We start from the raw sequence: 25,430 nt of genomic DNA on the forward strand, positions 1-25,430 counted from the left end.
GAAGCCCCTGGTCGGGGCCTCGGGACCCGGATTTCACTTTCCGGCAGGGCACAGGCTAAAGTTCTTCTTGTTCGGCCCGCGGAGCGGGAAGAACACGAGGGGCTATAGCTCAGTTGGTAGAGCGCCTGCATGGCATGCAGGAGGTCAGGAGTTCAATTCTCCTTAGCTCCACAGATCGACACTCCTGGTGAGTGATCAGAGATCGGTGATGAAGATCCCGTCCCTTCGAGGGGCGGGATCTTCTGCTTGTCCCCCGCTCGGGCCGTTCACTTGAGTCGTTCGCGTTCCATGGTCGTATACCTCGGCGAACGGTCTTCGCACGGGGGCGACCGTGTCCGGACCGGTACTGAGGCGTCGCTGACCGTGCAGGCCCGGCCGTGGCAGAATCAGACGGCCGGAAGGGGGCTCGGCCCGACGGGAGGGAGTGGCGATGCCTGCGAGCATCCTTGGAGGTTCCGCGCACGTGGCCTGCGGCCACAGCTGGAGCTGAGCGATGGGTGCACACAGGCGGAAGTGCGACTGGTGCGGAAGCGGCACCCCGATCGTCCGCGACATGGAGCCGATCAACCCCGACTACCAGTACTGGTGCGAGGAATGCGCCCGGGCGCTGATCATAAAAGGCGACCCCATCGAGACGTACCGCGAACTCGAGGGGGAGCCGATCTACGGCCGGCTGCTGGAGGAGCACTGCACGCTCAAGCGGTTCTACTCCTTCGTCACGGCATAACGGACATTACGGAACCGATTTGGTGTTCCACCCCGGGGTCCGTGTAATGTTGGCATCGCCGCCGGGGAAACCGGGCGGACAGCAACAAGGGGCTATAGCTCAGTTGGTAGAGCGCCTGCATGGCATGCAGGAGGTCAGGAGTTCAATTCTCCTTAGCTCCACAGAAAACGAAGGCGGACCGTCTTAAAGACGGTCCGCCTTCGTCGTGTTGGCAGTTGGCTGTCCGTGGCCGGGCGGGCCGTCCCTCCTCGGGCGGCCCGCCCAGCTGCGTCAGCGGCCCAGTGCGCGCCGTCCCCGGCCCTGGGAGACCACCGGGAGGTTCCGGGCGGGCGCCTGGCCGCGGGTGTCCTCCTCGATCCGCAGGGCGAGCGCCGGGCAGCGGCGTACCGCGCGCAGCGCCTTCGCCTCCGCGTAGCGCGGGACCTGGGCCTGGGCGACCGTCGGGAAGCCGTCCGCGCCCAGCTCGAACACCTCGGGCAGGATGTCCGCGCAGAGCCCGTGGCCCCGGCACAGCGTCCAGTCGACGTAGATCTTCTGGCGGCTGCCCCCGGACTCCTCCGGCGCCGCGCCGCCCGTGATGCCGGCGGGGAGCCTGCCGTCCTCGAACAGCGGCAGCACGCCCTCCACGGGGCGTCCGCAGCCGTTGCCGAGGACATGGGCGGCCAGGTCGTCCGTGAACGCCTTGATGGTCGACTCCAGGAACATCGCCGAGCCGTCCGGGTGCGAACACGCCCCGCGCCGCTTCACGTTCTTGGCGACCTGCTTCAGCGCCTCCAGCGCGGCCGGGCCGCCGCCGTTGATGATGTCCTCCATGCCCCGCGCGGCGGCGGGCAGTCCGAGGTAGCAGGGGCCGCACTGCCCGGCGCTCTCGTCGGCCAGCCACTGCGCCACCCGCAGCGACTCGCCCAGCGGGCACGTCTCCTGACTGATCGGCAGGATCGCGCCCGCGCCGAGCGCGCCGCCCACCGCGTCCAGCGAGTTGCGGGAGACGACCGCCTCGTTCACCGTCGCCGCGTCGATCCACTTGCCGTGGTAGCCGCCGGTCAGCACGCCCTGCGGCACCGGCGGGGCACCGGCCAACTGGAGGATGTAGCGCAGCGGCACACCCGTGGGCGCCTCGATCACCATCGGGCGGGCGACCGCGCCGGAAACCGTCAGCATCACCGTGCCCGGCTCGTCGTACAGACCGGTGTTGCCGTAGCGCTCGGGGCCGATGCGGGCGGCGATGGCCAACTGGGCGAAGGTCTCCGCGTTGGAGAGCAGGGTGGGGACCCCGCCGACGCCGCTCTGCGAGGCGCTGATCTTGCGGCCGGGCGGGATCGCCGGGCCGCCGTCCACCGAGCGGATCAGGGAGGCGGCGGCACCGGTGACCATGCGGACCGGGTTGCGCTGCACCCAGGCGCGCAGGGCCGAGCGGCGCGAGTTGCTCAGGCCGCGCTCGGCGAGGGCCGCCTCCATCGAGCGCTGGGTGGACTCGCGGGTCACGCCGATCACCAGCGTGCGCGCGCCCATCGCCTCGGCGCACAGCAGCGCGCCGTCCAGGATGAGGTGCGGGGCACGGTTGATCAGCACCGTGTCCTTGCGGCAGGCCGGCTCGTCCTCGCTGCCGTTGACGACGACGACGGGCCGTACGCCCTTCTTGATCGCCGACTCGGCGACCGAGCGGAGTTTCTTGTGGAAGGGGAAGCCCGCACCGCCGCGCCCCTTGAGATGGATCTTCTCGGCGAGCTGCGCGAGCTGCTCACCGCCGAGCGGCTCGAGCGGCCCGTGCACCTTGAGGTGCATGGGCAGGTCGAGCCGCTCCACAAGGTCGAAACCCGACGTGAGCTGGGGAAGTCCGACCACGCGGACCTCGGGGACGTCGGGAAGGGCCTCGTTCACCTATGGCCTCCGGAAGGCGTGTTCCAGGGCTCGCCCGAACCCGGCGCGTCGTATCCGGCGCCGGGGGTCGCTTCAGAGGCGGGACCGCTGTTGAACGTTTCGGAGGAGTTGTACGTCCCGTAGCGGGCGTTCGTCTCACCGGTGTTGTACACATCACTTCCGCCGTATCCGGGGGTGCCCGGATTGCCATAGGCGGGGATGTTGTATCCGGTGTCCTGGAGCGGGTCGTAGGAGGAGGGCGGGGCCTCGCCGACCGGGGGCGGGGACGGCACCGGCCAGCTGGAGGCGGGGCCGGTGGTGGTCGTCGCCTGCCGGCCGGTACCCGGTCCGTCGGCGGTGCGGTAGGCGGCGGCGAAGCCGGGGTCAGGGGCGGGGGCCGCGGGGGACTGGTACAGCGGGCCGGAGGGGGTCTCGGGGGCGCGGCGGGGCTCGCGGCGGTTGTCGAAGCCCGGCTCGTTCCGGCGGCTCCGGCTCGCCTCCAGACGGTCCAGGTCAAAGGCTTCGGCGCCCCCGAAGAGGCCGACCAGGCGGTCGGCGAGCCGTCGCTTGACCGGGCGGGGGGCGGCGCGCAGCGCCAGGCCGGCCATCACGCCGAGCAGGGAGAGGCCGTAGAGGATCACGAAGATCGGCTTGGCCTGGCGGCCCGCGTACAGACCGTGCACCAGGGCCGCGCACCACGCCGGGTAGGCGAGCATGTGCATCGCGCGCCAGCGGGCGGCCACGGGGGCGGGGGTGGCGAAGTTGCTGCGCAGGGCCCCGGTGACGCCGACGAAGACCATCAGCAGGCCGGCCAGGGAGCCGAGGCCGATCAGACCGCCGCTGCCGGTGACGCCGAGGGAGAAGGGGATGAGGGCCGCGATCAGCTGGGTGTGGTCCAGCGCGATCTTGGTGGTGATGTGCAGCAGCAGGAACGCGATCGAGCCGACCGCCGTCGTCCGGTGCACCGCCTGGCCGATGATCCGCTGGCGGGTGTTGAGCAGCACCCGGTCCTGGGCGACCAGGCCCCAGATGACCGAGCAGCTCAGCGAGACGAGGGACAGTACGCCCGCGCCGAAGTTCAGGAACTCTTGGAACTGACTCCCTCCCACCAGCACGACCACCGGTATGAGCAGCAGGACGACAGCGGACGCCACCCCATAGGCCGACCGGCCGGGCTTGGGGAGCGAGCTGTTACTACGACGAGGGTTCATGGGGGCAACTCCGAGCAGTTTCGGGAAGGCGGTCCCGCTGCCGAACTCTAGGTGGAGCCATACCGATCAGTACGAGGTTTGAGTTATTGCGTTGTTATCAAAGGACGAACCACCTGCGGCGTCGTCCCTTAGTGACTGTTACGCGAAGTAATCCTTGACCCGGGTTCAGATCTGGCGGCCGTACGGACATGTCTCACCTGCATACGCACGCGCGTCGCGGCTTGCTCAAGGGCTGCGGTACCCTAGCGCCATGCGTGCTGTACGCCTTCTGCTTAGCGAGCCGCGCTGATCAGTACCGACCACCGGTCGCACCGGACGGTCGGCATCGGCGCGGCGTCCCCTCCTGTGTGAGGGGCTTTTTCGTTTCCGCGGGCAGAGACGATCGATGGAGCTTTGAGGATCATGAGCGAGACGAACCCCGCCGCCACCGCTGCCGCGTCGGCGGAGGCCGCGCCGCACCGCTACACGGCCGCCCTGGCGGCCGAGATCGAGGCACGCTGGCAGGACTTCTGGGACGTCGACGGCACCTACGCCGCGCCGAACCCCACCGGCGACCTGGCGGACGACGCCGAGCTGGCGGCGAAGCCCAAGAAGTTCATCATGGACATGTTCCCCTACCCCTCCGGTGCGGGCCTGCACGTCGGCCACCCGCTGGGGTACATCGCCACCGACGTCTACGCCCGCTTCCAGCGCATGACCGGGCACAACGTCCTGCACACCCTGGGCTTCGACGCCTTCGGCCTGCCCGCCGAGCAGTACGCGGTGCAGACCGGCACGCACCCCCGCGTGTCCACCGAGGCCAACATGGAGAACATGAAGGCCCAGCTCCGCCGGCTGGGCCTGGGCCACGACAAGCGCCGGTCGTTCGCCACGATCGACCCGGAGTACTACAAGTGGACCCAGTGGATCTTCGTCCAGATCTTCAACTCCTGGTACGACGACGAGGCCGGCAAGGCCCGCCCGATCTCCGAGCTGGTCGTCCTCTTCGAGTCCGGTGAGCGCCCCGTACCGGGCCACACGCGCGCGTGGAGCGAGCTGACCGCCGCCGAGCGCGCCGACGTCCTGGGCGAGTTCCGGCTGGCCTACGCCTCCGACGCGCCGGTCAACTGGTGCCCGGGCCTGGGCACCGTCCTGGCCAACGAGGAGGTCACCGCCGACGGCCGCTCCGAGCGCGGCAACTTCCCGGTCTTCAAGGCCAAGCTGCGCCAGTGGAACATGCGCATCACCGCCTACGCCGACCGCCTGCTGGAGGACCTGGACGGGCTGGACTGGCCCGAGGCCATCAAGCTCCAGCAGCGCAACTGGATCGGCCGCAGCGAGGGCGCCCGCGTCGACTTCCCCGTCGACGGCGAGCGCATCACCGTCTTCACCACCCGCCCCGACACCCTGTTCGGCGCCACCTACATGGTGCTGGCCCCCGAGCACCCGCTGGTGGAGAAGTTCACCCCCGAGGCGTGGCCCGAGGGCACCCACGAGGCGTGGACCGGCGGGCACGCGACCCCGGCCGAGGCCGTCGCCGCCTACCGCGCGCAGGCCGCCGCCAAGTCCGACGTGGAGCGCCAGGCCGAGGCCAAGGACAAGACCGGCGTCTTCACCGGTGTGTTCGCGGTCAACCCCGTCAACGGCGAGCAGGTCCCGGTCTTCATCGCCGACTACGTCCTGATGGGCTACGGCACCGGCGCGATCATGGCCGTCCCCGCCCACGACACGCGTGACTTCGCGTTCGCCCGCGCCTTCGAGCTGCCGATCCGCTGCGTGGTCGAGCCCACCGACGGCCGCGGTACCGACACCGCCACCTGGGACGACGCCTTCGCCTCCTACGACGCCAAGCTGGTCAACTCCGCCGGCGAGTCCGTCACCCTGGACGGCCTGGCCGTCCCCGAGGCCAAGGCCCGCATCACCGAGTGGCTGACTGAGACCGGCCTCGGCGAGGGCACCGTCAACTTCCGGCTGCGTGACTGGCTGTTCAGCCGCCAGCGCTACTGGGGCGAGCCCTTCCCGATCGTCTACGACGAGGACGGCATCGCCCACGCGCTGCCCGAGTCGATGCTCCCGCTGGAGCTGCCCGAGGTCGAGGACTACAGCCCGCGCACCTTCGAGCCCGACGACGCCGACACCCAGCCCGAGACCCCCCTCTCGCGCAACGACGAGTGGGTCCACGTCACCCTGGACCTGGGCGACGGCCCCAAGAAGTACCGCCGCGAGACCAACACCATGCCCAACTGGGCCGGTTCCTGCTGGTACGAGTTCCGCTACCTGGACCCGCACAACGACCGCGAGCTGGTCGACCCCGCCATCGAGCAGTACTGGATGGGCCCGCGCGAGGGCATGCCGCACGGCGGTGTCGACCTGTACGTCGGCGGCGCCGAGCACGCCGTACTGCACCTGCTGTACGCCCGCTTCTGGTCCAAGGTCCTCTTCGACCTGGGGCACGTCTCGTCCGCCGAGCCGTTCCACAAGCTCTACAACCAGGGCATGATCCAGGCGTACGTCTACCGCGACAGCCGCGGCATCGCCGTCCCCGCCGCCGAGGTCGAGGAGCGCGACGGCGCCTTCTGGTACCAGGGCGAGAAGGTCTCCCGGCTGCTCGGCAAGATGGGCAAGTCCCTGAAGAACGCCGTCACCCCGGACGAGATCGCCGCCGAGTACGGCGCCGACACCCTGCGCCTGTACGAGATGGCGATGGGCCCGCTGGACGTCTCCCGCCCCTGGGACACCCGCGCGGTCGTCGGCCAGTTCCGGCTGCTCCAGCGGCTGTGGCGCAACATCGTCGACGAGAACACCGGCGCCCCGACCGTCACCGACGCCGAGCCCGACGAGGACACCCTGCGCGCCCTCAACAAGGCGATCGACGGCGTCGGCCAGGACCTGGAGGGGCTGCGCTTCAACACGGCCATCGCCAAGGTCACCGAGCTGAACAACCACCTCACCAAGGCGTACGGCAGCGGCGGCGCCCTGCCCCGCACGGTCGCCGAGCCGCTGGTGCTGATGATCGCCCCGCTGGCCCCGCACATCGCCGAGGAGCTGTGGCACACGCTGGGCCACACCGACTCCGTCGTCCACCAGGACTTCCCGGTCGCGGACCCGCGCTACCTGGTCGACGACACCGTGACCTGCGTCGTGCAGATCAAGGGCAAGGTCAAGGCCCGCCTGGAGGTGCCGCCGAACATCTCCGACGAGGAGCTGGAGAAGGCCGCGCTGGGTGACGAGAAGGTCGTCGCCGCGCTGGGCGGCGCGCCGATCCGGAAGGTGATCGTGCGGGCGCCGAAGCTGGTGAACATCGTCACCGGCTGAGGGGTCGTGCCTCGCTGAGCGCCCGGTGCTCCGGGTGCCGGCGTGAGTGTCGGGGTGATCCCCTACGGGCAGGTTCCGGGTTCCGGTGGAACCCGGGGCCTGCCCGCTGCGTTTACCGTGGAGACGGTGGAGAAAGAGGCGGCGCGGAGCGAGGCGGCTCGCGGCCGCGTCCTGAGGAGGAACGCGTCATGGAAGCAGTGATCACCGTGTTCGCCGTGCTCTTCGTGCTGCTCGTCGTCCTCGGCACCTACGCCACGGTGAAGGCGGTCACCGCCGCCAAGCGCAGCGTGGACCGCACCATCGCCCAGGGCCGCCGCACGGTCGAGGACCACACCCTGCGCGCCAAGTCCCTCACCCGCCCCGGCCCCGCCGGGGAGATCGCCCAGCTCCGGCTCACCCTGCGCACCTCCATGCGCGCCACCCAGGACGCCCTGCACGCGGGCCCGGCCGAGGACGCCTCGCTGAAGGAGTCCCTCGGCCTCTTCGAACGCCTCAGCGTGCACGGCCGCGAGCTGGACGTCGTGCTCAAGCACCTGGAGTCGGAGCCCGACCGGGCCACCCTCACGGCCCGCCTCCCCGAGCTGCGCACCCGCACCGAGCGCATCACCGCGTCCGCCGACTCCCTGCGCTGGGCCGCCCGCGACCGCGCGAGCCGCTTCGCCGAGGACGACCTGGACGCCCTCAGCTCCCAGATCGACATCGAGGCGGGCGCCCTGCGGCACTGGACCAACGCGACGGCCCCGGCCACCGCCCCCTGGCCCGAGGCCCCAGCCGGCACCGACGAGGCCGCCGCCCGCCGCCAGACCTGGCCCGGGGAGCAGGAACCCCAGGCCATCACCCCGCCCGCCGCCCGGCCCGCATACCCCTGGCAGAAGAAGCCCCGCCCGGAGAGCACCGCCTGACCCCCGGCGCCCCGGCGCCCTCCTCCGGGGCTGGACTGCCGTGCCGGAGCCATGGCAGGTAACCTCCAGCTCATGTCCCGCCATGTCGCTATCGTCACCGATTCAACGGCCTACCTGCCGCCGGGGCTGATGGAGCGCCACGGCATCACCTCGGTGCCGCTGACCGTCGTCCTCGGCGACCAGGCGCTCGAAGAGGGCACCGAGATCTCCACCCGCTCCCTGGCCCAGGCCCTCCAGAAGCGGCGCCCGGTCACCACCTCCCGCCCCAGCCCCGAGGAGTTCGCCCGCACTTATCGCGAGGTCGCGGAGACGGGCGCCGACGGCATCGTCTCCCTGCACCTGTCCGCCGAGCTGTCCGGCACCTACGACGCCGCCGTACTGGCCGCCCGCGAGGCACCGGTACCCGTCCGGGTCGTCGACACCGGCATGGTCGCCATGGCCCTCGGCTTCTGCGCCCTGTCCGCCGCCGAGGCCGCGGAGGGCGACGGCACGGTCGACGAGGCGGTCACGGCCGCCGAGAAACGCGCCGCGGACACCTCCGCCCACTTCTACGTCGACACCCTCGACTACCTCCGCAGGGGCGGCCGCATCGGCACCGCCCAGGCACTCCTCGGCTCCGCCCTCGCCGTGAAGCCGCTGCTCCGGCTGGAGAACGGGCGGATCGAGCTGCTGGAGAAGGTGCGTACGGCGTCGAAGGCGATCGCCCGGCTGGAGGAGATCGTGGTGGAGCGGGCGGCTGGCGCGGAGGTGGACATCGCCGTGCATCATCTGTCCGCGCCCGAGCGGGCCGGTGTCTTGGCGGACCGGCTGCGTGAACGGGTGTCCGGGCTGGCGGAGTTGCACGTCAGTGAGGTGGGGGCGGTGATCGGGGCGCATACGGGGCCCGGGTTGCTGGGGGTTGTGGTTTCGCCTCGGTGAGGGGTGCCTGCGGGGCGTGGGCGGTCGGCGGGGGGCATTCGGCTGGGGCAGGCGTGGCTCGTCTGGGTGACGGAGTTATCCACAACCGGGGCGACCGAAGCCGCTGCTCCCCGCAATGCTCTGACTCAGCGGCACTTTGATCTCAAGCACGAGTTCTACGAACGGGTTCGCGCCCGCGGAGAAACTCCTGACAGTGAGAAACGACTCCGCGCACGGATCGTCAAGCTCAAAGAGCAGCATGCCGCTGACTTGGAAGAGATCAAAGAACTCAAGATTGCCAACGAGGCCCTTGTCCGTGCACTCCATCAGCAGCAGATGGAGAACCGGCAGCTTCGCCAACTGATCGCCGAACCGGACCCACGCGTTCGTGCACTGCACCAACCCCGGTCGCCTGCCCGCCCATGACGCCGCCGGGGGCGACCGCAACCGGACGGGAAGCACAGAGCCCGCGCGGCGGTGTATCTGCCGCAGGAGGCGGTACCGCTCGGCCTGACGCACCGGTGTGCTAACCTTATCGGCTAGCTGCATTACCGTCAGTCCACTTATCCAGTACGGCCGTTGCACTCGAAGTGCCCGGTCGCACCAAGGCTCCACCGTCATTGATCGGCGAGTGTCCTGAAGGAACTGTGAGTTGGGCGGTGTGCGCCGCAACCCTGGACGGCCACCCGGCCGGGAGGGCAGGTGGGGGCACGGTGTCGAGTCAAGTCCAAGCCCTCGCTCTCTGCTGACCAAATCGGTGAGCAGGTCGAGAGTCTAGGAAGACCGCTGTGTCCCACGTACCCGCGTCGGCCGCCGAGCCGCAGGCCCCCCTCTTCACCGAGTCGGACATCGTTGATCACCGACGCATTGGCGCACATCTGCGGCCACCTGCCTCCCAGGCAGTGATCGACAAAAGCGTCGCGGCGTGTATCTCGGCCGGGTTGAGCCTTGAGCTAGCTGAGACGCTGACTGCCGCCGCTGCCGACCAGCAGCAGCTTCGCCGCGCCCTGCGCGCGCCAAAGGTGCAGCGTTTCGGCTCCGAGGAGTTCACATACATCGAGTTCGATGTCGTGACTTGGCGCGTCCTGCCGTCACCGGACAACATCCGGTTCGAGGACGAGCACGCTCGTGGCACGATCGGCATGCCTCGGTTCGGGGCCGTCGAGGGTGAGGCGTTGCTTACCTTCGAGATGGACTCGGCCGAGAAGCTGATCGACGCGATGGCCCCCCGGATCACCGACATGGTGGACAACAACCCGCACGTCGGCTCCATCCTCGACCGCGGTATCGAAACACCGGGATGGTTGAGCGCCCTCCGGGTTACTACGGACGTAGGCGCCGTTACGAGGCTTGAGTCCACGGATGGCTTCGGCCGTATCGTGGCCAGCCACAAAGGCCTCGGCATCACGTTCAAGGACGTTGCGTGGAATCTGCGTCCCCGCAGCCGTCGAGCGACCAACTTGCTCAAAGACCTTGTTGAGTGGGCTGGAAGCGACATGGTCACCGACGAGCAGGCTCGCAAGGTCCGCTGCTCGATCATGCCCAACGCCCGGGTGATCATCGGCTTCTCGGCCCCGCGAGGGTTCGACCGGGCACGTCGGCGCTTCGTGGCGCACTTGCACATGGCGCCCCCCATGAACTTCTCCACCGCTACGACGCTCAACGCCAAGGCAAACGCCGCGGTGGACAACCTCTACGAACGAGGTCTACTCCCCGTCCCCAGTGGGATGACCGCGGAAATGGTGCGCGACATTCTCGATGGCTCGGACCGCGAGCACGGCCTTCTCGCCGACCAGGTCGCCGTCCTGGCCTGCGGTGCACTCAATCCTCATCCGAACAAGCGCCAGGCCCGCGCGGTTAACGAGGCAATCGTCGACCTCACCGGCGCCAAGCCCAAGCTGGAGGAGCGCACTCAGCTGGCCGCTGAGGTCGCCCTGCGGGGCTTTCCTGCGGATAAGCGACTCACTGCCCTGCGCTCATCGCTCGACCGGGCCTGGCGCTGGTCGGCCCTGCGCGGCGTCGAGCTGACCTGCACCGACCCGCTCGACCTGCTGCCCGAAGCGCTCCGCGAACTCGTACAAGCCGGAGACACCGCCGGCCCGGCCACCGCCGAGCTCGCGGCGCTGGCTAGCTACCACTTGGTCGGGGGCCGCACTCAACTGCTGACCCGTTCCGAGTTCGGCGGCCGCGGCAGCAACACCGAGCCTCAGCAGATCATGCGGCAACTGGCCAAGACAGACGTCGGCCTGCGGCAGCTGTGTCAGATCGTTCTTGACGGCAGGGCTGGACGGGACCCGCAGGAGCTGGCCAAGGGCACCATGCCGGAGGACAAGCGAATCGCGGGCGCCGAACCCCTCACCCCCGCGCGGCTCCGTGAGCTCATCGACCTGTCCGACGAGGAAGGCATCACGCACGACAGCCCCGAGGACCGTTTCGCGGCGGCGCTCAAGGAGTTCCAGGGACGCCTTGACGACCTGCACGCCGCCGCCCAGGAGGTCGGCGACGTGACCGGTACGGACGGCGTGGCGCTGGTGGACACGTTGGGGTACGACAACTCCAACGTGCGGAACACGCTTGTCGAGATCACTGACCTCGTCTCGGAATGGCGAGGCGCACGCCGCCGAGCCGACCGGATGCGGGCCGACCTGGACGAGAGCGGTACCGCCCGATGAACCCCTTCACGTGCACGCTCACCCCAGAGAACTACAACACCGCGTGCGACCTTGCCGGATCCGCGCTGCTGCGACGCCTCCCCGTCGCCTCGACGATCCTGCAGATCACAGAGGACCGGGCTTGGAACGAATTCTCGACAGGCGTCTACATCGCCGCCGACTTCGAGAACGTCATCCGCTACACCGGAAGCGCGATCCGCGACGGATCGGTCGGTGACCGCGTCCAGGAACACGTACTGTCTGGACGCGCCGCACAGTGGACGCGCCTGATGGTGGTCCCACTGGTAGCGGACACCGAGGAGGACCTCGTGCGCACGATCGAAGGTCGGATCGGAGCGGTCCTGCGGCCGCTCGACACCAAGCGACTCCCCACTCTCGGCAGACCCCGATGGCCTGCCGCCCGCAGGACCGCTCGGTAATAGGACTAGAGGAGTTAGGGAAGGCCCCCGCTGCCGTCTGGGGGGCCTTCAGGCTCAGGCGCCAGCAACTCCTTCGAGCGGTTCATCGTCATCCTGCTCGCCGACCACGTACTTGTCGGGACCACCATCCCGCGCAACGACGTCGACATCACTGCCCGACGGGTTACCGTCCGGCGCGGCAGCGGCCCGCCGAGGAATCACCTGCTCACACCCGACACGTGCGTTTGCCCGCCGGGCACACCGGCCCCTGGCTCCTATTTGCTCGGTTGTGGTCTTTTCGCCAACGACCTGCCAGTGATACCTCTAGTGGATGCGTCGGCGGGATGCGGCGGCGGCATTCAGGGGGAGATGTTGGATCCGATTCAGGGCCCGTCAGAGGCGGAACGCCGGGCAAGTGGTGCGTCGCTCATCCTCAACTATCCAACGGCCATGCAGTTTCCGGCCATGCCGTCGCCCGAGCAGATCGTCTTCACCTACCCTCCCGACGAGTTCGAAAAGTTCGTCGAGGAGTGGGTGCCCGCGCTGGACAGCCTGTACGTGCGGGTCGAGCGCCAGGGAGGGGCTGGCGACCACGGCATCGACGTGGCCGCATTCCTCACCCGCCGGGGCCTGGAAGGTCCCTGGCACAACTACCAGTGCAAGCGCTACAAGGGAACGCTGGCCTGGAGCACCGCCGCGGGTGAGATTCGGAAGATGTTTGCGGGCGTGGTCACCGGTCAGTTCATCGTGCCGGAGCAGTACACGTTCGTCGCCCCGTCCATCGGCCCCAGCCTGCAGCAGGCCCTGCAACGCCCGATCAGTACCCGCAAGGACTTCGTGGAGGCGCTGCGCGAAACCACGGACAAGGTCATCACGGACCTGGGCCCGCGGATGAGGCGCGAGGCCGAGGAGTTGGCAGCAGATACGCCGTTCGAGATCTTTCAGACCGTCAACATGAAGAAGATGCTCCAACAGCACAAGACTACTGACTTCTGGGTGAAACGATTCCCGCCGGAGTCGCCGCCCCGCCCGGCCGTCATGGCACCGCCCGAGAAGCCGGAGCCGCGTGAGGCCCGCTACGTACAGCAGCTCGTCCAGGTCTACGCCGAGCGCTGGCCCAGTGAGGCCAGCACCGTTACCCAGATTGCACAGCACCCGACGGCCGGCCCGCACTTGCGCCACCAGCGTGAGGCGTTCTTCAGTGCCGAGTCTCTGCGCCGCTTCGGCGAGGAGGCATACCCTGAAGGTCATTTCGAGGCCATTGTCAAGGACATATACGACGCAGTGGTCGACGTGGCGAGGGATGACCACCCCACGGGGTGGAAGCGCCTACATGCCGTCACCTCGCAGGCGATCAGTGCCGGGCTGACGCAGACGGTTTTCGCTCAGCACGTGAGACCTCTGGACCGTACCGGGGTATGTCATCACCTGGCGAACGAGAACGAGCTCACGTGGTGTGAGGGAGAAGGGACATGAAACCGCTGAACAGCCCGCTGGAGATCGGCGTGCGGGCACTGGTGTTGCTCTCGGAGAGCCATCCCGATGCTCTGGACCTGGCCCAGCTCGCCCTCTTAGACCATGCCGTGCTGCACAGCGCCGAATTCGACGGACCGCCCAGCCTGCACCCGGATCTGCCAGCTCGCTCGGGAGAGCTCGGCCTGAAACGCACGGTCCTCGAACAGGCACTTCTGGTTCTCATCCGCGCCGGCCTGGCCGAACTCGAAGCTGACGGGACCGGCCTGGTTTACCGGGCCACGGAACGCGGCCCGGCCTTCGTAGACGTTCTCGAAGCCCCATACGTTCTGCGGCTCCGCGAGCGCGCCGAGTGGGCCGTCCACCAATGGGCCCCGGACATCGATGTACGCGCCACCACCCAGTCCCTGCTAACGACTCCCCCCGGCCCCGTGACCTCTCGCCCGTTCGAGGGCCACCGTGGGTAGTCTCCAGCTGGTCCACCTCACTTACGCTGGCTCGGGCAGGCCATCAGCGCAAATCGTTTTCGGCCCCGAGCTGACCACCATCTATGGTGCCTCCGACACCGGGAAGACCTTCATCGTCAGGTCTGTCGAGTACATGCTCGGCGGTGCCCAGCTGGACATGGTCGACGAAGCCGAGGGATACACCCAGATCCTCCTTGGGCTGCTGCTGCCCGATGGCAGCCCGCTGACTCTCGTCCGGCGCCCCGGCACCAACTCCACGCATCTGCATCGCGAGGACCTCCGTGACCTGGTTCACCGGCCGGCGGACGCCATCGTGAACTCAGTGCACAACGCCCGCAGCAAGAACAGCCTCTCGATTCACCTGATGCGCGCTATGGGTCTGGACGAGGTCCTCATCCGCAAGAACGAAGCCGGTGGCACCCGCCCCGTGACCCTGACCGATCTGGTGCACCTGTCCGTGGTTACAGAGGACCGCATGATCGCCATGCCCTCCCCGGTCCTACGCACCGGCACCGCCACCACCCGCACCGCGGAGACATCGGTCATGCGGTTCCTCCTAACCGGGGAGGGAGACCCTTCCGTCGACACCGGACCCAACGCGGGACAGCGGCGTGTCAACAGGGGACAGATCAACCTTTTGGACCAGCTCGTGATCGACTTGTACGCGAAGCTTGAGTCGGACGAGTCTGAGCGCGACCTCAGGGACCGCCTGGCGCGGGTCAAAACCGCGATCGACGCGCAAAACATCGCCCTGCGCGCGGCCGACGAAGGTCACCGCGAAGCGGTACGCGAGCGCATGATGCACGCCCGCCGTCTTGCTGGGCTAGACGAGCGGCTGGCCGAGGTCAGCGATCTGCTTGGACGGTTTAGCCTGCTGGAGGACCAGTACCGCTCCGATCTGGAGCGTTTGGCCATGGTCAACGAGGCTGGCAGCATCCTCGGCTATTTCCGCGTCGGAACCTGCGTCTTTTGCGGAGCGGATCCTGAGCACCAGCACCCTGGCCACAGTCAGCAGGAGGCCACTCAACTCCACATTGCAGTGCAGGCGGAGGCCGCGAAGACGACCGCACTGCTCACCGACCTCCTGCCGACCATCGCCGACCTCGCCCGCGAACAGGAAGAGCTCGCCCGGACCTGGCAGTCCGTCAAGGCCGACCTGGAGGCGCTGGCTGAACTCATCGCCGAAGCCGAGGGCCAGCTCGCACCGCTCCGGGAGGGCCTTCAAGAGCTGCTGGACACACGATCTGTGGTGGAGCGGCAGCTGGAGCTGCATGCGCGGATCGCGGAACTTGAGGACAAGCGCTCTCGCCTCGACGGGGAGGGAGCGGTGCCCGCTGCCCGGCCTTCGCAGTACATCGCCGCCCGAATCGTCAACGACTTCGACTCGGTCCTCCAACGCACCTTGAGCAGGTGGGAAATACCGGCAGTCGACAACTCCGGGTACGACCAGTACAATGCCGAGATCCGGGCCGGAGGCCGCCCGCGCGCCGGTCGAGGCAAGGGTGTGCGATCCGTGCTGCATTCAGCCTTCACTACCTCCCTGGCCCGCTTCTGCATCGAACGAGACCTCCCCCATCTCGGCTTCGTCGTCCTGGACTCCCCGGTGGTCACCTACCGCCAGCCAGTGAAGAACACCCCACAGGACCCCGACCTGCCCGACGTGCGCATCACATCCACCGTCGTGGACCGCTTCTACGAAGACATGCTCGCCTTCCCCGGCCAGGCTGTGATCATCGAGAATGGCGATCCGCCCCTCGGCGTCCTCTCCGAGGCCACCACCTACAATTTCACCGCCGCCGACGGACGCCCTGGCTTCCTCCCGTGAACGCCGTCGATTCGGTGTTCTGCAGGGCCTGCGCTGCAGCAGCGAGGCATCTGGTGCCCTAATAGAACTCAAACGTATGCGGGCACAAGTGATAGGTCGCGTGCGAGCCGGCTGGCTGGCCTTTCACGGTGCGCCCATTTGAAAGATGGGTTGACGGTCATCGGGATACGGTAAGGATATTTTTCCAGGGTTGTCAGGTCTCTTTAGCGGCTCAGCTATTAGGCTTCTGACACGCGAGACAGGTAACCGACGGTGTATCGGGGCTCGTGTGCAGCGTTAAGAGCCAGCGGCACAGCCGTTCATTGCCTTGGTTCCAGATCCGCCGCGAACAGGACGGCAGCCGCCTTAAGGATTCCGTTAAGGCGGCGCAGGTCAGCGTTATCTTTCTCAAGCTGACGAACTCGGGGCAGTGGCGCCCGCGGTAGTTTCAGCATTTCGACCAGCTTCCGCATCGGCTTTTTTAACCCAGTGTCGTAGAACCTCTGGGTGTTCCTCCAGCAGTTCCCCGACCTGTCGCACGAGGCCGGAGCGTCCGGGGTTGGTCGGCCTCATCTCAATGACCATCCGGACTGCCCGCTCAATCAATTCTGGCGGGTACTTCCTCGGGGCCGGCGTAGCGACGTCCTCTCCAAGAAACCTGGCTTCGTCGGCGGTCGCTTCTCGACTCGACAAGGTCGAAGCACAGCGCCCAGCGCTGATTATGCACAACTGTTCATGCAGTCAAATGAGCGCAGATGTCAAGTCAAGTTCGTGCCTCGCCTTGATCCGCCAGACCCTCAACTCCACACCTTCGGCATGCATGTGCGTCGGTTGCGTGAGGCTCGTGGACGCACTCTTGAGGAGCTCGCCAGCAGAAGTGGTATGAGCTTCCGGGGACTGGTCACATCGAGCACAGACGTCGCAACCCAAGCTTGACCACCTTGATCAAGCTTGCCCGCGGCTTGCAGACCGAGCCATCCACGCTCCTCGCAGTCTTCGACGGCTAGGACTGGAGCGGTGGTTGAACCGCTCCGGGTCTGATGGAGCTCTCTCTCCTCCAGCTGCCGGCGGCGGTTCTCGCAGAACTCTTGGGAATCAGTCCGGAACCGGCCACCGCCTGGCCCCAGTCCGGAGGCAACTGTGCGCGATACGCCGCACAACTCCACGACCCGCCCACCCCCAAGCTGAGCCGCACAGCGGACACTGGAGAAACTCCGAGCGCTTGACGTCAAGCGGTCATATCGTTTCGGCCATGGATGCAGAGCAGTTGAAGGGTTCATCCCACAGATGGATGAATGCCGCACTGGCGGCCTTTGTCGAGGGTCCCGAGAGTCATGACTTCGCCGTTCACCATGCTGGAATCGCTACGGAGCACCTGCTCAAGGCGTACCTCGCCGGGATTCATCCAGCTCTGATCGTCGACGGTCAACACTTCGACTCGTTGCTTCATGCCACGGGTCTGGGCTCCCACGCAGGCCCGCTGACCAAGGTCAAGACCATCGGCCTTGTTGAGGCCTACGTGAGGGTGGTGAAGCTTCTGCCCGGGAAGATCCCGATCAGCAAAGGGGATCTCCAACCCCTGGCAGACGCCCGCAACGGAGTTGCGCACAGCGCGATACACGACTCGGCGCAATCTGAAGTAATGTTCACCGCCTGTCTGCGCTTGGTTGACCCGGTTCTCGAGGAACTGGAAGTTGATCCGAACAGCTACTGGGGCCCATACCTGGTCCTGCACGACAAACTCGTCGACGAACAGGTGCGACAGGAGCGCGTCGCGGCGGAAGCTCTGTTGGTGAAGGCACGTTCGTTGTTCGAGCAGCGCTTCGGTCACATGTCACCCAAAGAGCGTGACGTGGTTCTGGCTGCAATCACCAGTAAGCCCATGATCACCATGGGTCGAGAAGCACCAGTGGAGTGCCCGGCCTGCGGCTCTCAGGGGTGGATGGCTGGTGAAGTGGAGGCCATCCACGTCTACGTCGACGGCCAGGTGACGGTCGATCCGGAGGAGGTTCTCCTCAGCCCCCAAGGGTTTCACTGCGCAGCGTGCGAACTTGAAGTGGGCACGAAGCTTCTCTTGCACTTGAGTGACCTACCCCGGGGCATCTTCTTGGATGCCCGCCCTCATGACTACATCGAAGACGAACCGGCAGCGGATGAAGGCATCTACAGAGGGCGTTAAGCGCAACCACCCTCATTCGCAGGTTCGGTTTCCCGTACCAATATCCCAAGAAGGGAACAACTCGGTTAATTCTTCTTTTTTGAGATTGTAAGGAAGGCGGGCGTGGCACTGTTGCTGGATGGGGTGGCCTAGAGAGTTCGAAACTTGGGGCCGCCGGCCGAGGTCGGTGGCCCCAAGTCGACATCGGCTCAGAGCTTGCGCGCCGGGATGGCGTAGGTATTGAAAAGTTGATCTCCGTTCAGGCGGTTTGCCACGAGATGGGTGGCAACGCTGCCCTCGTCCCGCCACAGACCCAGTCCGTCGGCCAGGGCAACCGTGTACTTGGTTACGGCGGCTTTGAGGGCGTCGAGCTTGTCTGGCGTGATGACGACCATGCCTGGCTCCGGGGTGCCCAGCGAGTCGCAAACGTTGCTGGGGTGGAGCATGACCGGCAAGGGAGTGGCTTCCGGATACTCGCTGCGATCCCATCGGACGCTGCCGCCGAGCTGGTTGAGATCGTGTTTCGAGATGGTGTTCGTGGTGCAGCCCGTTTTGAGTTCTGTGACGGCATGTCGAATCGGACTGAGAATCCAGAGGTTGTCTGGACCTTCGCCGCCGCTCTCCTTGTCGGGGCGGCTGCTGGCGAACCCGAGGTGTCGTCCCAGCTGTTGCCAGGCGGCTTCGGCCTGGTTCGTGCGCTCCTCGTCCCAGGTGACATCCTCCAGCATGGCCTTGACCCCGAGGACGAGCTGGGTTGGATTGTCGTATGTTGCGGCCAGGAATGCGGCTGCTTCTCGGGCTTGAACGGCCCCGGCCTTGGCCTTGGCGGGGGCGATGCCGGAAGTCGGTCGCAACACCGCGTGGTTGAGTCCCGTAGCGTTCACGAGCACCTGCTGAGCCTGGTGCGAGTTGGTGAAGTGAACGTATCCAGCCCGCTGCTCCATCAGCCATCCCCGCAAGGCTGCGTCATCCGTCTGGTTGATCACCTGCACAAAACGTTCAGCCGCGTTGCTGGTCTGGCCGACGACGGCCAGGTCGAATGCCTTCCGACTCGCGATGGCCTCGGGGCGGATTCTCGTGTACTCGGCATAGCGGACCGTGGCCGTGCGACGCCGGCTCTCCTCAACCCAGGCCGGCTCCCGGCTGAGGAAGACGGAGAGAGCCTCCCGAATCGAGTTGATTCCCTCGCCTTTGATCTGGAGAGCCAGTTCCTGGCTGAGCCCAAGCTGGGCCTGGGTCGCATTGGAGAACATCGATAGGCGGTTAGGCTCCGTCGTGGCTCGGGCGAGGTTGGCTCCGAGAAGGAGAACTGCGCAGTGGTCATCCCGATCACGCACGCCTCGACCCATGCCCTGCTCGATCCTCTGGATCTCACGTGCGGTGACGGTCGGGCTGCCGGTCAGGGCATCCGCTTCGCGGCGGTCGGCGCCGCTCATCGGGGTGGGGACACCGTCGAGGATCAGGAGGCGACAGGCGTCGCCGGGTAGGTCGACACCGTCGTATTTGTTGATCAAGACCACGAGCCGACCGCGTGTGGACTTGAGGGATTCCACTCCGGCTGCAAGATCATTGACTCTGAGTACGGCGTCTGCGAATGGCTTCCACGGCTCCGCTGCCGGCCCACTGGGCACGATGACGACGACGTTGATCGGCTCTGAGTCGGGGGCACCGTCGCCGTTCCGGTCGCCGTTGGCGAATTGCCGGGCAAGCCATCTGATGGCCCCGGCGTCGAGGTTCGGGTTGAGCGCCAGCGGAGAAAGGATCAGCCGGTCACCGAGGTCCGCCGCACTTCCTGGAGTGACGGGTTTGACCAGGAGTTCCGGGTCGGCATCGAGCGAGGTTACGAGCACACTGTCGTCTGCGAGAGTGGCAGTGAGGTAGACGCGGCGGCGGGCCTTCGCGAACGACGGGATCATGTGGATCGGTGGGCATGGCGGACGGATCTCGAAGCCTTGACTGGTCGCGGTCGCGGAACACAGCGGGAGGACGTCCGCGATCAGGGGCCACGCGAACCGGAACTTATCGCTCTTGTCCCGGTGTGGGTGCAACAACTCCATGACGTCCTGGGCCCGGTCCGCCCAGGCCCAGAACGGAACACGGATGGCCGCCGTGTACTCCGCTGTACTGATGTCTGCCCATGCCTTCGCAGACTGTCGGCGCAAGTCGCCCTCGAACATGTCCAGGAGCGGCTGATAGGCGTCGTGCCCGCGGGCGATGTTGAGCGTGAACTGAGCCTCGGTGGCCGCCAGCGCGGCATGGGCGTCGTCGACGATCACGGCGCCCAGATCCATGGGAGGGTGTGATCCGCCGATCACTCCGAAGCGGGACAGGCCGTTGATGAGGGTGTGGAAAGTGGTGACCAGGATTGCCCGCTCGCCACGGAACTCCATGTCGTCCGGGTCGCTGGCCGTCGCTAGTCCCAGCCGGTGGGCCTCGGCTCGGGCCTGGGACGCCAGGTAGTTGTCGGGCGTGAGATAGACGGCCTTGCCAATGCCCTCGTTCAAAGTGCTCTGCGCAATCAGCAGGCCGACGACCGTCTTGCCGCCCCCCGTGTTCTGCTTGATCACGACGTCATGGTTATCCCTGATATCGAACCATGATTCGAGTACCTCGCCCTGCTCCTGACGAAGGTATGGGAAGGGCCGGTTCGGCAGTCCGTTGAAGATGTCGCGTGGTCGGATGAGAGGTGCACGGTCGCCCTTGCCCAACCTGCTCAGATCCAGAGGCATGTTCTTCGAGTCCCCTCTCCCGCCGGCCGCGGTCGCTGCCGGTCTCCCGTTGTCATCATGCCGTTGTCGGTCACCTCGGTGCACGACGATGAGTGACGCTGCCGGCGCTAGCCGGTCTGGTGGAGGACGACCTGTCCAACGGTTGGCGCTTCAGCGCCAACCGTTGGCATCCTCAAGATCAGTGAACGGGACCAGCAGTGATCCCCATAGGGTCCCGCCCGGCCTCCAGCTTCAACGCGCTGAACTTGACAGAGAAGACGTCGGCCAGGGCGACGCCACCGTACTCTCCGCCGGCCCCGGCACCGCTGTCGTCGTGGACACCGGACCCGCCCCGGCACCGGTCGACCGCTGCCTGCGCGAGCTGGGCATCACCCGCATCCCCCTGGTCGTCCTGACCCACTTCCACGCCGACCACGTGGGAGGGCTCTCCGGAGTACTGCGAGGCCGCTCGGTAGCCGCGATCGAGACCACGGCTTTCGCCGAACCCCCCGACCAGGCCGAGTCCGTACGCCGAGAGGCCGCCACCCACCACATCCCCCTCACCACGGCAGCAGCGGGCGAGGAGCGCCGAGTCGGCCCCCTGACCTGGCGTGTCCTCTGGCCGCAGGCGGATGCGTTGGCGCCCCCCGACGGCCCGAACGACGCCAGCATCACCTGGACGTCCTTAGGGTCGCCCACCATGGTTTGGCCTCACTCATTGTAGCGTGATGAAAGGGAAGTGAACGGCTAGGAGAAGGACCGGACATGACGCTCCAGCAGACCAGCGGCGAGGCAGCGGCACGGGCGGCGCGTGAGTACCTGCGCGTGTCCAAGGGCAAGGGCAAGACGGCCCGCAGCATCACCGACCAGCACGCCGACAACCTGGCCTCCGAGGCCGTGCACGGGCCGTGGACGTGGGGCGAGGCATACACGGACACCGGTTCAGCGTCCAAGTACGCGAAGAAGACCCGGGAGGACTTCGAGCGGCTGCTGACGGACTTGCGGTCCGGGGCGTTCGGGGAGCCCGGCACGGTGCTCGTGCTGTGGGAGATCAGCCGTCTCGCCCGTGAGACCGGCCGGGGCGTCTCGCTGATCGACGCGTGCGAGCAACGCGGTTACCTGATCCACGTCACCTCGGAAGGCGAGACCGGGCGGACGTACGACCCGCGCAACTACGCCGACCGGCACAGCCTCGTGACGGGCATCGCGGACGCCGAGAAGGAGGCCCGGCGCCTGTCGGCCCGCACTCTGCGAGGGCTCAACTCGGCCGCCCGTGAGGGCCGTCCGCAGGGGCAGGTGCCGTTCGGCTACGTCCGCGAGTACGAGGTCGTTGACGGCCGTCCCCGGCCGGTCGCACAGGTCCCGGACCCGGAGACCGGACCCCTCGTCAAGGAGCTGTACGAGCGCGTGGTGGGCGTCGGCGGCGACCTGCCGGAGCCGATGTACGCCATCGCCAAGGACTGGGAGGCCCGAGGCGTCGTCGGCAAGAACGGGAAGACGTTCAGCCCGCAGAGCCTCCGTGCGATGCTCCTCCGCCCGTGCAACGCCGGACTGCGTGAGCACAATGGGGTCCTGACGCCGGAGACCTGGGAGGGGTGGACACCGATCGTCTCCCGCGAGCTGTTCGACCAGGCTCAGAGACTGTTGGCCGACCCCACACGACGGACCTACACCGGCGAATCGATCAAGCACGTCCTGACCATGACGCTGAAGTGCGACGTCTGCGGCGGGGGCATGGTCGTCATGACCCGCCGGAAGAAGGGCACGGCCGACGCCGTGGGTTACCAGTGCGGGCCCAAGGGGCACGTGTGGATCCCGAAGGAGGAGACCGACCGGGTCCTGATCGGAGACCTGGACGCCACCGACCCGGAGACCGGCGAACCCGCGCCCGAACTGGGGGTGATCCTGGCGTACCTGTCCGCGCCTCACCGGGTCAGCGCCCTGCGACAGCAGCCGTCCTCGGACGCCGACACGAACGCAGTCACCGCCGAGCTGAACCACCTGCGGGCCGAGCTGAAGGAGTTGGAGGACGCCCCGTCCCCCAAGACAGCTAGGGCCCGCATCCAGCGCACCGCCGATATGGAGGAGGTCGAGAACGAGATCGCGTTGCTGGAGGTCAGGTTGTCCACGATGGTGACGCCCGATCCTCTGGCCGAGTTCCTCCCCGACCGAGGTGAGACCGACTTGATCACGTGGTGGCGGACAGCCGACGTGCAGCGGCGGCGTGCCGTCGCCGCCCTGCTGCTGGCGCCCGATGTACTCGGACAGGTGCGGGTCAGGCCCTCGCCGAACAAGCGCAACGCAGCACCGGTCACCGAGCGGCTGAGGTGGGTGCGCGCCGACGAGGCCGCCTGAGCCGCTGAGCGGCCGTCTCCCGGCCGCGCAGCGCCCGGCTGGCCAACGCCCTCAGGTCCCCGCTCCCGGTCCCTGAGCGCACGACTGAGCCTCCGTCACGCTGGCGGGGGCTCGCTGCTGCCTACCGCGTGAGCCGGGTCAGGAAGTTGTCCACGAACTTCTCGACCTCGGCCCGGCTGCTGACCTCCTCGACGTTCAGGCGGTCGACGTACCTCACCCCGGCGTTCAGGAACAGCCGGTCGCGGCTCCGGTCGGCGGCGGCTCGGCCCTTGTGATGCGGGCCGTCGATCTCGATCACCCCGGCGTATCCGCGATAGGTGATCAGCAGGTCGGGCTCGAAGGTCCAGCCGCGCACCCGCATCCCCCCGAGGGGCACGATGCCGATCGTCTCGCTGTCCGGCAGGGTGTTCTGCCGCTCCCTGAGCACTCGGTACACGTCCAGCTCCCACTCGTTGGTGAAGCGGAGCTGGTCTTCGACCGGGTGACCGGGTTCGAGCTGCACCTTGCGGCCCTGGTTGCTGGGCTTGGGGCCGTCGGCGTTCTTGACCTGCCTGCGCCAGTCCGGGCCGAGGCGAGGGATCGACGGCCGGGCGACAAGCTCATCAACGGATTTGCTCGACCCCCACATCACGTCTCGCATCACATCAGCGATGCTCTCCAGCTCGGGCTCGGTGTACGTGGGGTACAGGCTCGGCTCCACCACCAGCACGATCCGGTAGCCCTCGTGGTCATACTCGGTGTTCCAGAGCCGAACCTCCGCCGACGACACGTCGGCGATCATCCGTGCCGTGTCGGTTTTCCCGAGGTGATACGCCAGTACGGCGCTCGTGCCGAGCAGCCACTCACTCACCAGGGGAGCGTTCTCCGGGGTGTCGAGGGTGCGGGACACGTCAGGCGATGGCAGCTCATCACTCATGGATCGGATTGTCGCACCCACCACCGACAATGGGCGGTGCTCAAATGACCCCGGCGCAGCGTGAGGCCGGCAGTCCGGAGGTCTCGGACACGGCGGGCCCCCCACCAGTAGGTGACGGGCCCCCGGCTGGATGCTCCGCTCAGAAACGGGAGCTGAGCCAGACCACCAGCAGGCTGGCGCCCGTGGTGCTCGCGCCGTACGCCGCGCCGTACAGGGCACGCAGGACGAGGGTCCGCCGGTAGCGCTTCAGCCACCCGGCTGCACGACGAGCCCCCGCCCAGCCGTGCAGGTCAGCCCTCGACTGGTTATGGTGCATGTGTGTCCTTCCTCTTCCGGTGGTAGGGGCACACGCAGGGAGTCCGCTTCCGCCCTCGGTTTCCTAGGCCAACTGGGCGGTGACCGGACTCCTTTGCATGTGATGAGCAGTCTAGGGATCCCGTTCGGCAACGCGATTCGGCCGACTGCAAGTGGGGTGCTTGCTGACTGGGGCGTTTCTCGGCGTTGCTCGGCGAGACTCGGCGTTGCTCGGGTGTTGCTCAGGCTGCCGAGCGCCCGAGTGACGTCGCTCACACGCCCATTCGGGGTCGCCGTCTGGGGGTGTGCCGAGGTGCAGTAGACCGGCCCGGAACTGGGAACGCAAGCCGACAGTTTTGTAAGGCTCCGAGGCGCATCCTGCCTGTTCAGAGGCATTCCCAGGGTTACAAAACTTGACCGGGCCTCCAGGCGCGACTGAGCCCCCGCCGGTCGGCGGGGGCTCAGTGCTGTTCGGGTTACTCGTCGGGGGTGTTCAGGGCCCGGTGGATCAGCACCCGGGCCAGGATGCGCATTGCCACGGGGTCCGGCTGGACGAGGTCGGCGTGGTCACGGTGCGCCCACACCTCCCGGCCGGGTCCGGTGTTGGTCTCCTCGTAGGCCACCCGGACCGCGTCACCCGGCTCGGTGATCGGCTCGTCGCAGTAGCGGCACACGTGCGTCCGGGCGGTCATGACGCCTCCCGGTGGCGGGGGCACTGGCACGGCGGCCAGGTGCCGGTCGCCAGGGGCTCGTCACAGGGCGGCACCTGTCGGGTGCCGGTGTCGTCGGTGATCCGGCCGTTGCCGATCACCCGGTACACCCGCAGTGTGAGCCGGGGTTCCAGTTCCGCCCTGGCCGGGGGTGGGGTTAAGTTCGCCATGTCGTCGCTCCCTCGAAGCGTCGGCCGTGCCCCGGGGCCCTGCCAGGCCGCCGGGGTCTTGCGTGGCCCAACGTACTAAGCCATGTGGAGCTATGTATAGCTCTCCAAAGATACGTGCAGCTCAGCAGCGCTTTACGTTGCCCGTGTGAGTGATCGCAGCCATGTGCCCGAGTTCAACCCCCAGGGGCCGCAGCTCGTCTATGTCGCCGTCGCCGACCACATCGAGGCGCGGATCAGGACTGGGGAGCTTCAGCCCGGCGCACGCCTGCCCGCAGAGCGCGACCTCGCCCAGGAGTACGGCGTCGCCTACCTCACTGTCCGGCGTGCGGCTCAGGTGCTCCGGGAGCGCGGTCTCATCGTGACGGTGCACGGCCGGGGCACCTTCGTCGCGGACCCGGTACCCCCGGCCGACGA

At 67.5% G+C, this 25,430-nt stretch carries 20 protein-coding genes, 2 tRNA genes and 1 pseudogene; 16 read left to right on the top strand and 7 right to left on the bottom strand.

All coding sequences use genetic code 11. The features are described 5' to 3' along the window. The first annotated feature begins 98 nt into the window (after window positions 1-98). The 3 genes from E5082_RS28560 to E5082_RS28570 all read left to right on the top strand — a co-directional run bounded on the left by E5082_RS28560 (window position 99) and on the right by E5082_RS28570 (window position 888). A tRNA-Ala gene (locus tag E5082_RS28560) sits at window positions 99-171 on the top strand. A gap of 322 nt (window positions 172-493) precedes the next feature. Further along, complete coding sequence (locus E5082_RS28565; protein ID WP_006136074.1) at window positions 494-727, top strand: hypothetical protein; 234 nt, start codon at window positions 494-496, stop codon at window positions 725-727. 88 nt (window positions 728-815) lie between these two features. Further along, window positions 816-888, top strand: a tRNA-Ala gene (locus tag E5082_RS28570). Between the two features lie 109 nt (window positions 889-997). Here the strand turns inward: E5082_RS28570 and E5082_RS28575 are convergent. Both E5082_RS28575 and E5082_RS28580 read right to left on the bottom strand, forming a co-directional pair. After that, on the bottom strand, window positions 998-2,608 hold the full coding sequence (locus E5082_RS28575) for an NADH-quinone oxidoreductase subunit NuoF family protein (RefSeq protein ID WP_135794130.1): 1,611 nt from the start codon (window positions 2,606-2,608) through the stop codon (window positions 998-1,000). Continuing rightward, window positions 2,605-3,798, bottom strand: a complete 1,194-nt coding sequence (locus E5082_RS28580; RefSeq protein ID WP_190045190.1) for a chromosomal replication initiator protein DnaA — start codon at window positions 3,796-3,798, stop codon at window positions 2,605-2,607. Before E5082_RS28580 ends, E5082_RS28575 begins: the two co-directional genes overlap by 4 nt. A gap of 402 nt (window positions 3,799-4,200) precedes the next feature. Here E5082_RS28580 and leuS point away from each other — a divergent pair, with 402 nt between their 5' ends. The 10 genes from leuS (at window position 4,201) to E5082_RS28635 (ending at window position 17,884) form a co-directional block, all read left to right on the top strand. Beyond that, the gene (gene leuS / locus E5082_RS28590; RefSeq protein ID WP_135794131.1) at window positions 4,201-7,092 is read left to right on the top strand and encodes a leucine--tRNA ligase; all 2,892 of its coding nucleotides are present in this window, start codon (window positions 4,201-4,203) and stop codon (window positions 7,090-7,092) included. A gap of 188 nt (window positions 7,093-7,280) precedes the next feature. Next, on the top strand, window positions 7,281-7,994 hold the full coding sequence (locus tag E5082_RS28595; protein ID WP_135794132.1) for a hypothetical protein: 714 nt from the start codon (window positions 7,281-7,283) through the stop codon (window positions 7,992-7,994). Between the two features lie 72 nt (window positions 7,995-8,066). Further along, window positions 8,067-8,912 carry a DegV family protein gene (locus E5082_RS28600; protein WP_135794161.1) on the top strand — a complete coding sequence of 282 codons (846 nt, stop codon included), beginning with the start codon at window positions 8,067-8,069 and terminating at the stop codon, window positions 8,910-8,912. Window positions 8,913-8,978: 66 nt separating this feature from the next. Further along, the gene (locus tag E5082_RS28605) at window positions 8,979-9,317 is read left to right on the top strand and encodes a hypothetical protein (protein ID WP_135794133.1); all 339 of its coding nucleotides are present in this window, start codon (window positions 8,979-8,981) and stop codon (window positions 9,315-9,317) included. Window positions 9,318-9,679: 362 nt separating this feature from the next. Then, on the top strand, window positions 9,680-11,563 hold the full coding sequence (locus E5082_RS28610; protein WP_135794134.1) for a hypothetical protein: 1,884 nt from the start codon (window positions 9,680-9,682) through the stop codon (window positions 11,561-11,563). Continuing rightward, entirely contained in the window at window positions 11,560-11,982 is a 423-nt protein-coding gene (locus E5082_RS28615) for a hypothetical protein (RefSeq protein WP_135794135.1), read from the top strand. Before E5082_RS28610 ends, E5082_RS28615 begins: the two co-directional genes overlap by 4 nt. A 429-nt stretch (window positions 11,983-12,411) precedes the next feature. Further along, window positions 12,412-13,437, top strand: a complete 1,026-nt coding sequence (locus E5082_RS28620; RefSeq protein WP_135794136.1) for an ABC-three component system protein — start codon at window positions 12,412-12,414, stop codon at window positions 13,435-13,437. Then, window positions 13,434-13,901 (top strand): ABC-three component system middle component 2, encoded by a 468-nt coding sequence (locus E5082_RS28625; RefSeq protein ID WP_135794137.1) that lies wholly within the window; start codon window positions 13,434-13,436, stop codon window positions 13,899-13,901. Before E5082_RS28620 ends, E5082_RS28625 begins: the two co-directional genes overlap by 4 nt. Next, window positions 13,894-15,726 carry a coiled-coil domain-containing protein gene (locus tag E5082_RS28630; RefSeq protein ID WP_135794138.1) on the top strand — a complete coding sequence of 611 codons (1,833 nt, stop codon included), beginning with the start codon at window positions 13,894-13,896 and terminating at the stop codon, window positions 15,724-15,726. The genes E5082_RS28625 and E5082_RS28630 overlap by 8 nt, the downstream gene beginning before the upstream one ends. Before the next feature lie 1,231 nt (window positions 15,727-16,957). Next, on the top strand, window positions 16,958-17,884 hold the full coding sequence (locus tag E5082_RS28635) for a hypothetical protein (protein WP_229918686.1): 927 nt from the start codon (window positions 16,958-16,960) through the stop codon (window positions 17,882-17,884). A gap of 188 nt (window positions 17,885-18,072) precedes the next feature. On the opposite strand, the gene E5082_RS28640 is transcribed toward E5082_RS28635, so the two are convergent. Further along, window positions 18,073-20,592 (bottom strand): DEAD/DEAH box helicase family protein, encoded by a 2,520-nt coding sequence (locus tag E5082_RS28640; RefSeq protein WP_135794139.1) that lies wholly within the window; start codon window positions 20,590-20,592, stop codon window positions 18,073-18,075. Window positions 20,593-20,848: 256 nt separating this feature from the next. Here E5082_RS28640 and E5082_RS28645 point away from each other — a divergent pair. Both E5082_RS28645 and E5082_RS28650 read left to right on the top strand, forming a co-directional pair. Then, window positions 20,849-21,244, top strand: a pseudogene (locus E5082_RS28645) (ComEC/Rec2 family competence protein); the annotation flags it as partial. A 92-nt stretch (window positions 21,245-21,336) separates the two neighbouring features. Next, the gene (locus E5082_RS28650; RefSeq protein WP_135794140.1) at window positions 21,337-22,926 is read left to right on the top strand and encodes a recombinase family protein; all 1,590 of its coding nucleotides are present in this window, start codon (window positions 21,337-21,339) and stop codon (window positions 22,924-22,926) included. Between the two features lie 121 nt (window positions 22,927-23,047). On the opposite strand, the gene E5082_RS28655 is transcribed toward E5082_RS28650, so the two are convergent. From E5082_RS28655 to E5082_RS28665, 4 genes are all read right to left on the bottom strand, one after another. Next, complete coding sequence (locus E5082_RS28655) at window positions 23,048-23,842, bottom strand: hypothetical protein (RefSeq protein WP_135794141.1); 795 nt, start codon at window positions 23,840-23,842, stop codon at window positions 23,048-23,050. A 139-nt stretch (window positions 23,843-23,981) separates the two neighbouring features. Beyond that, entirely contained in the window at window positions 23,982-24,158 is a 177-nt protein-coding gene (locus E5082_RS32515) for a hypothetical protein (RefSeq protein WP_167514163.1), read from the bottom strand. A gap of 454 nt (window positions 24,159-24,612) precedes the next feature. Further along, window positions 24,613-24,828 carry a hypothetical protein gene (locus tag E5082_RS28660; protein ID WP_135794142.1) on the bottom strand — a complete coding sequence of 72 codons (216 nt, stop codon included), beginning with the start codon at window positions 24,826-24,828 and terminating at the stop codon, window positions 24,613-24,615. Continuing rightward, window positions 24,825-25,016, bottom strand: a complete 192-nt coding sequence (locus E5082_RS28665; RefSeq protein ID WP_135794143.1) for a hypothetical protein — start codon at window positions 25,014-25,016, stop codon at window positions 24,825-24,827. The genes E5082_RS28660 and E5082_RS28665 overlap by 4 nt, the downstream gene beginning before the upstream one ends. Before the next feature lie 145 nt (window positions 25,017-25,161). On the opposite strand from E5082_RS28665, the gene E5082_RS28670 reads away from it, so the two are divergent. Beyond that, window positions 25,162-25,430: GntR family transcriptional regulator (locus E5082_RS28670; protein ID WP_135794144.1), on the top strand; the 269-nt coding region annotated here is incomplete at its 3' end.

The organism is Streptomyces griseoluteus, assembly GCF_004784465.1.
Lineage (GTDB): Bacteria > Actinomycetota > Actinomycetes > Streptomycetales > Streptomycetaceae > Streptomyces > Streptomyces griseoluteus.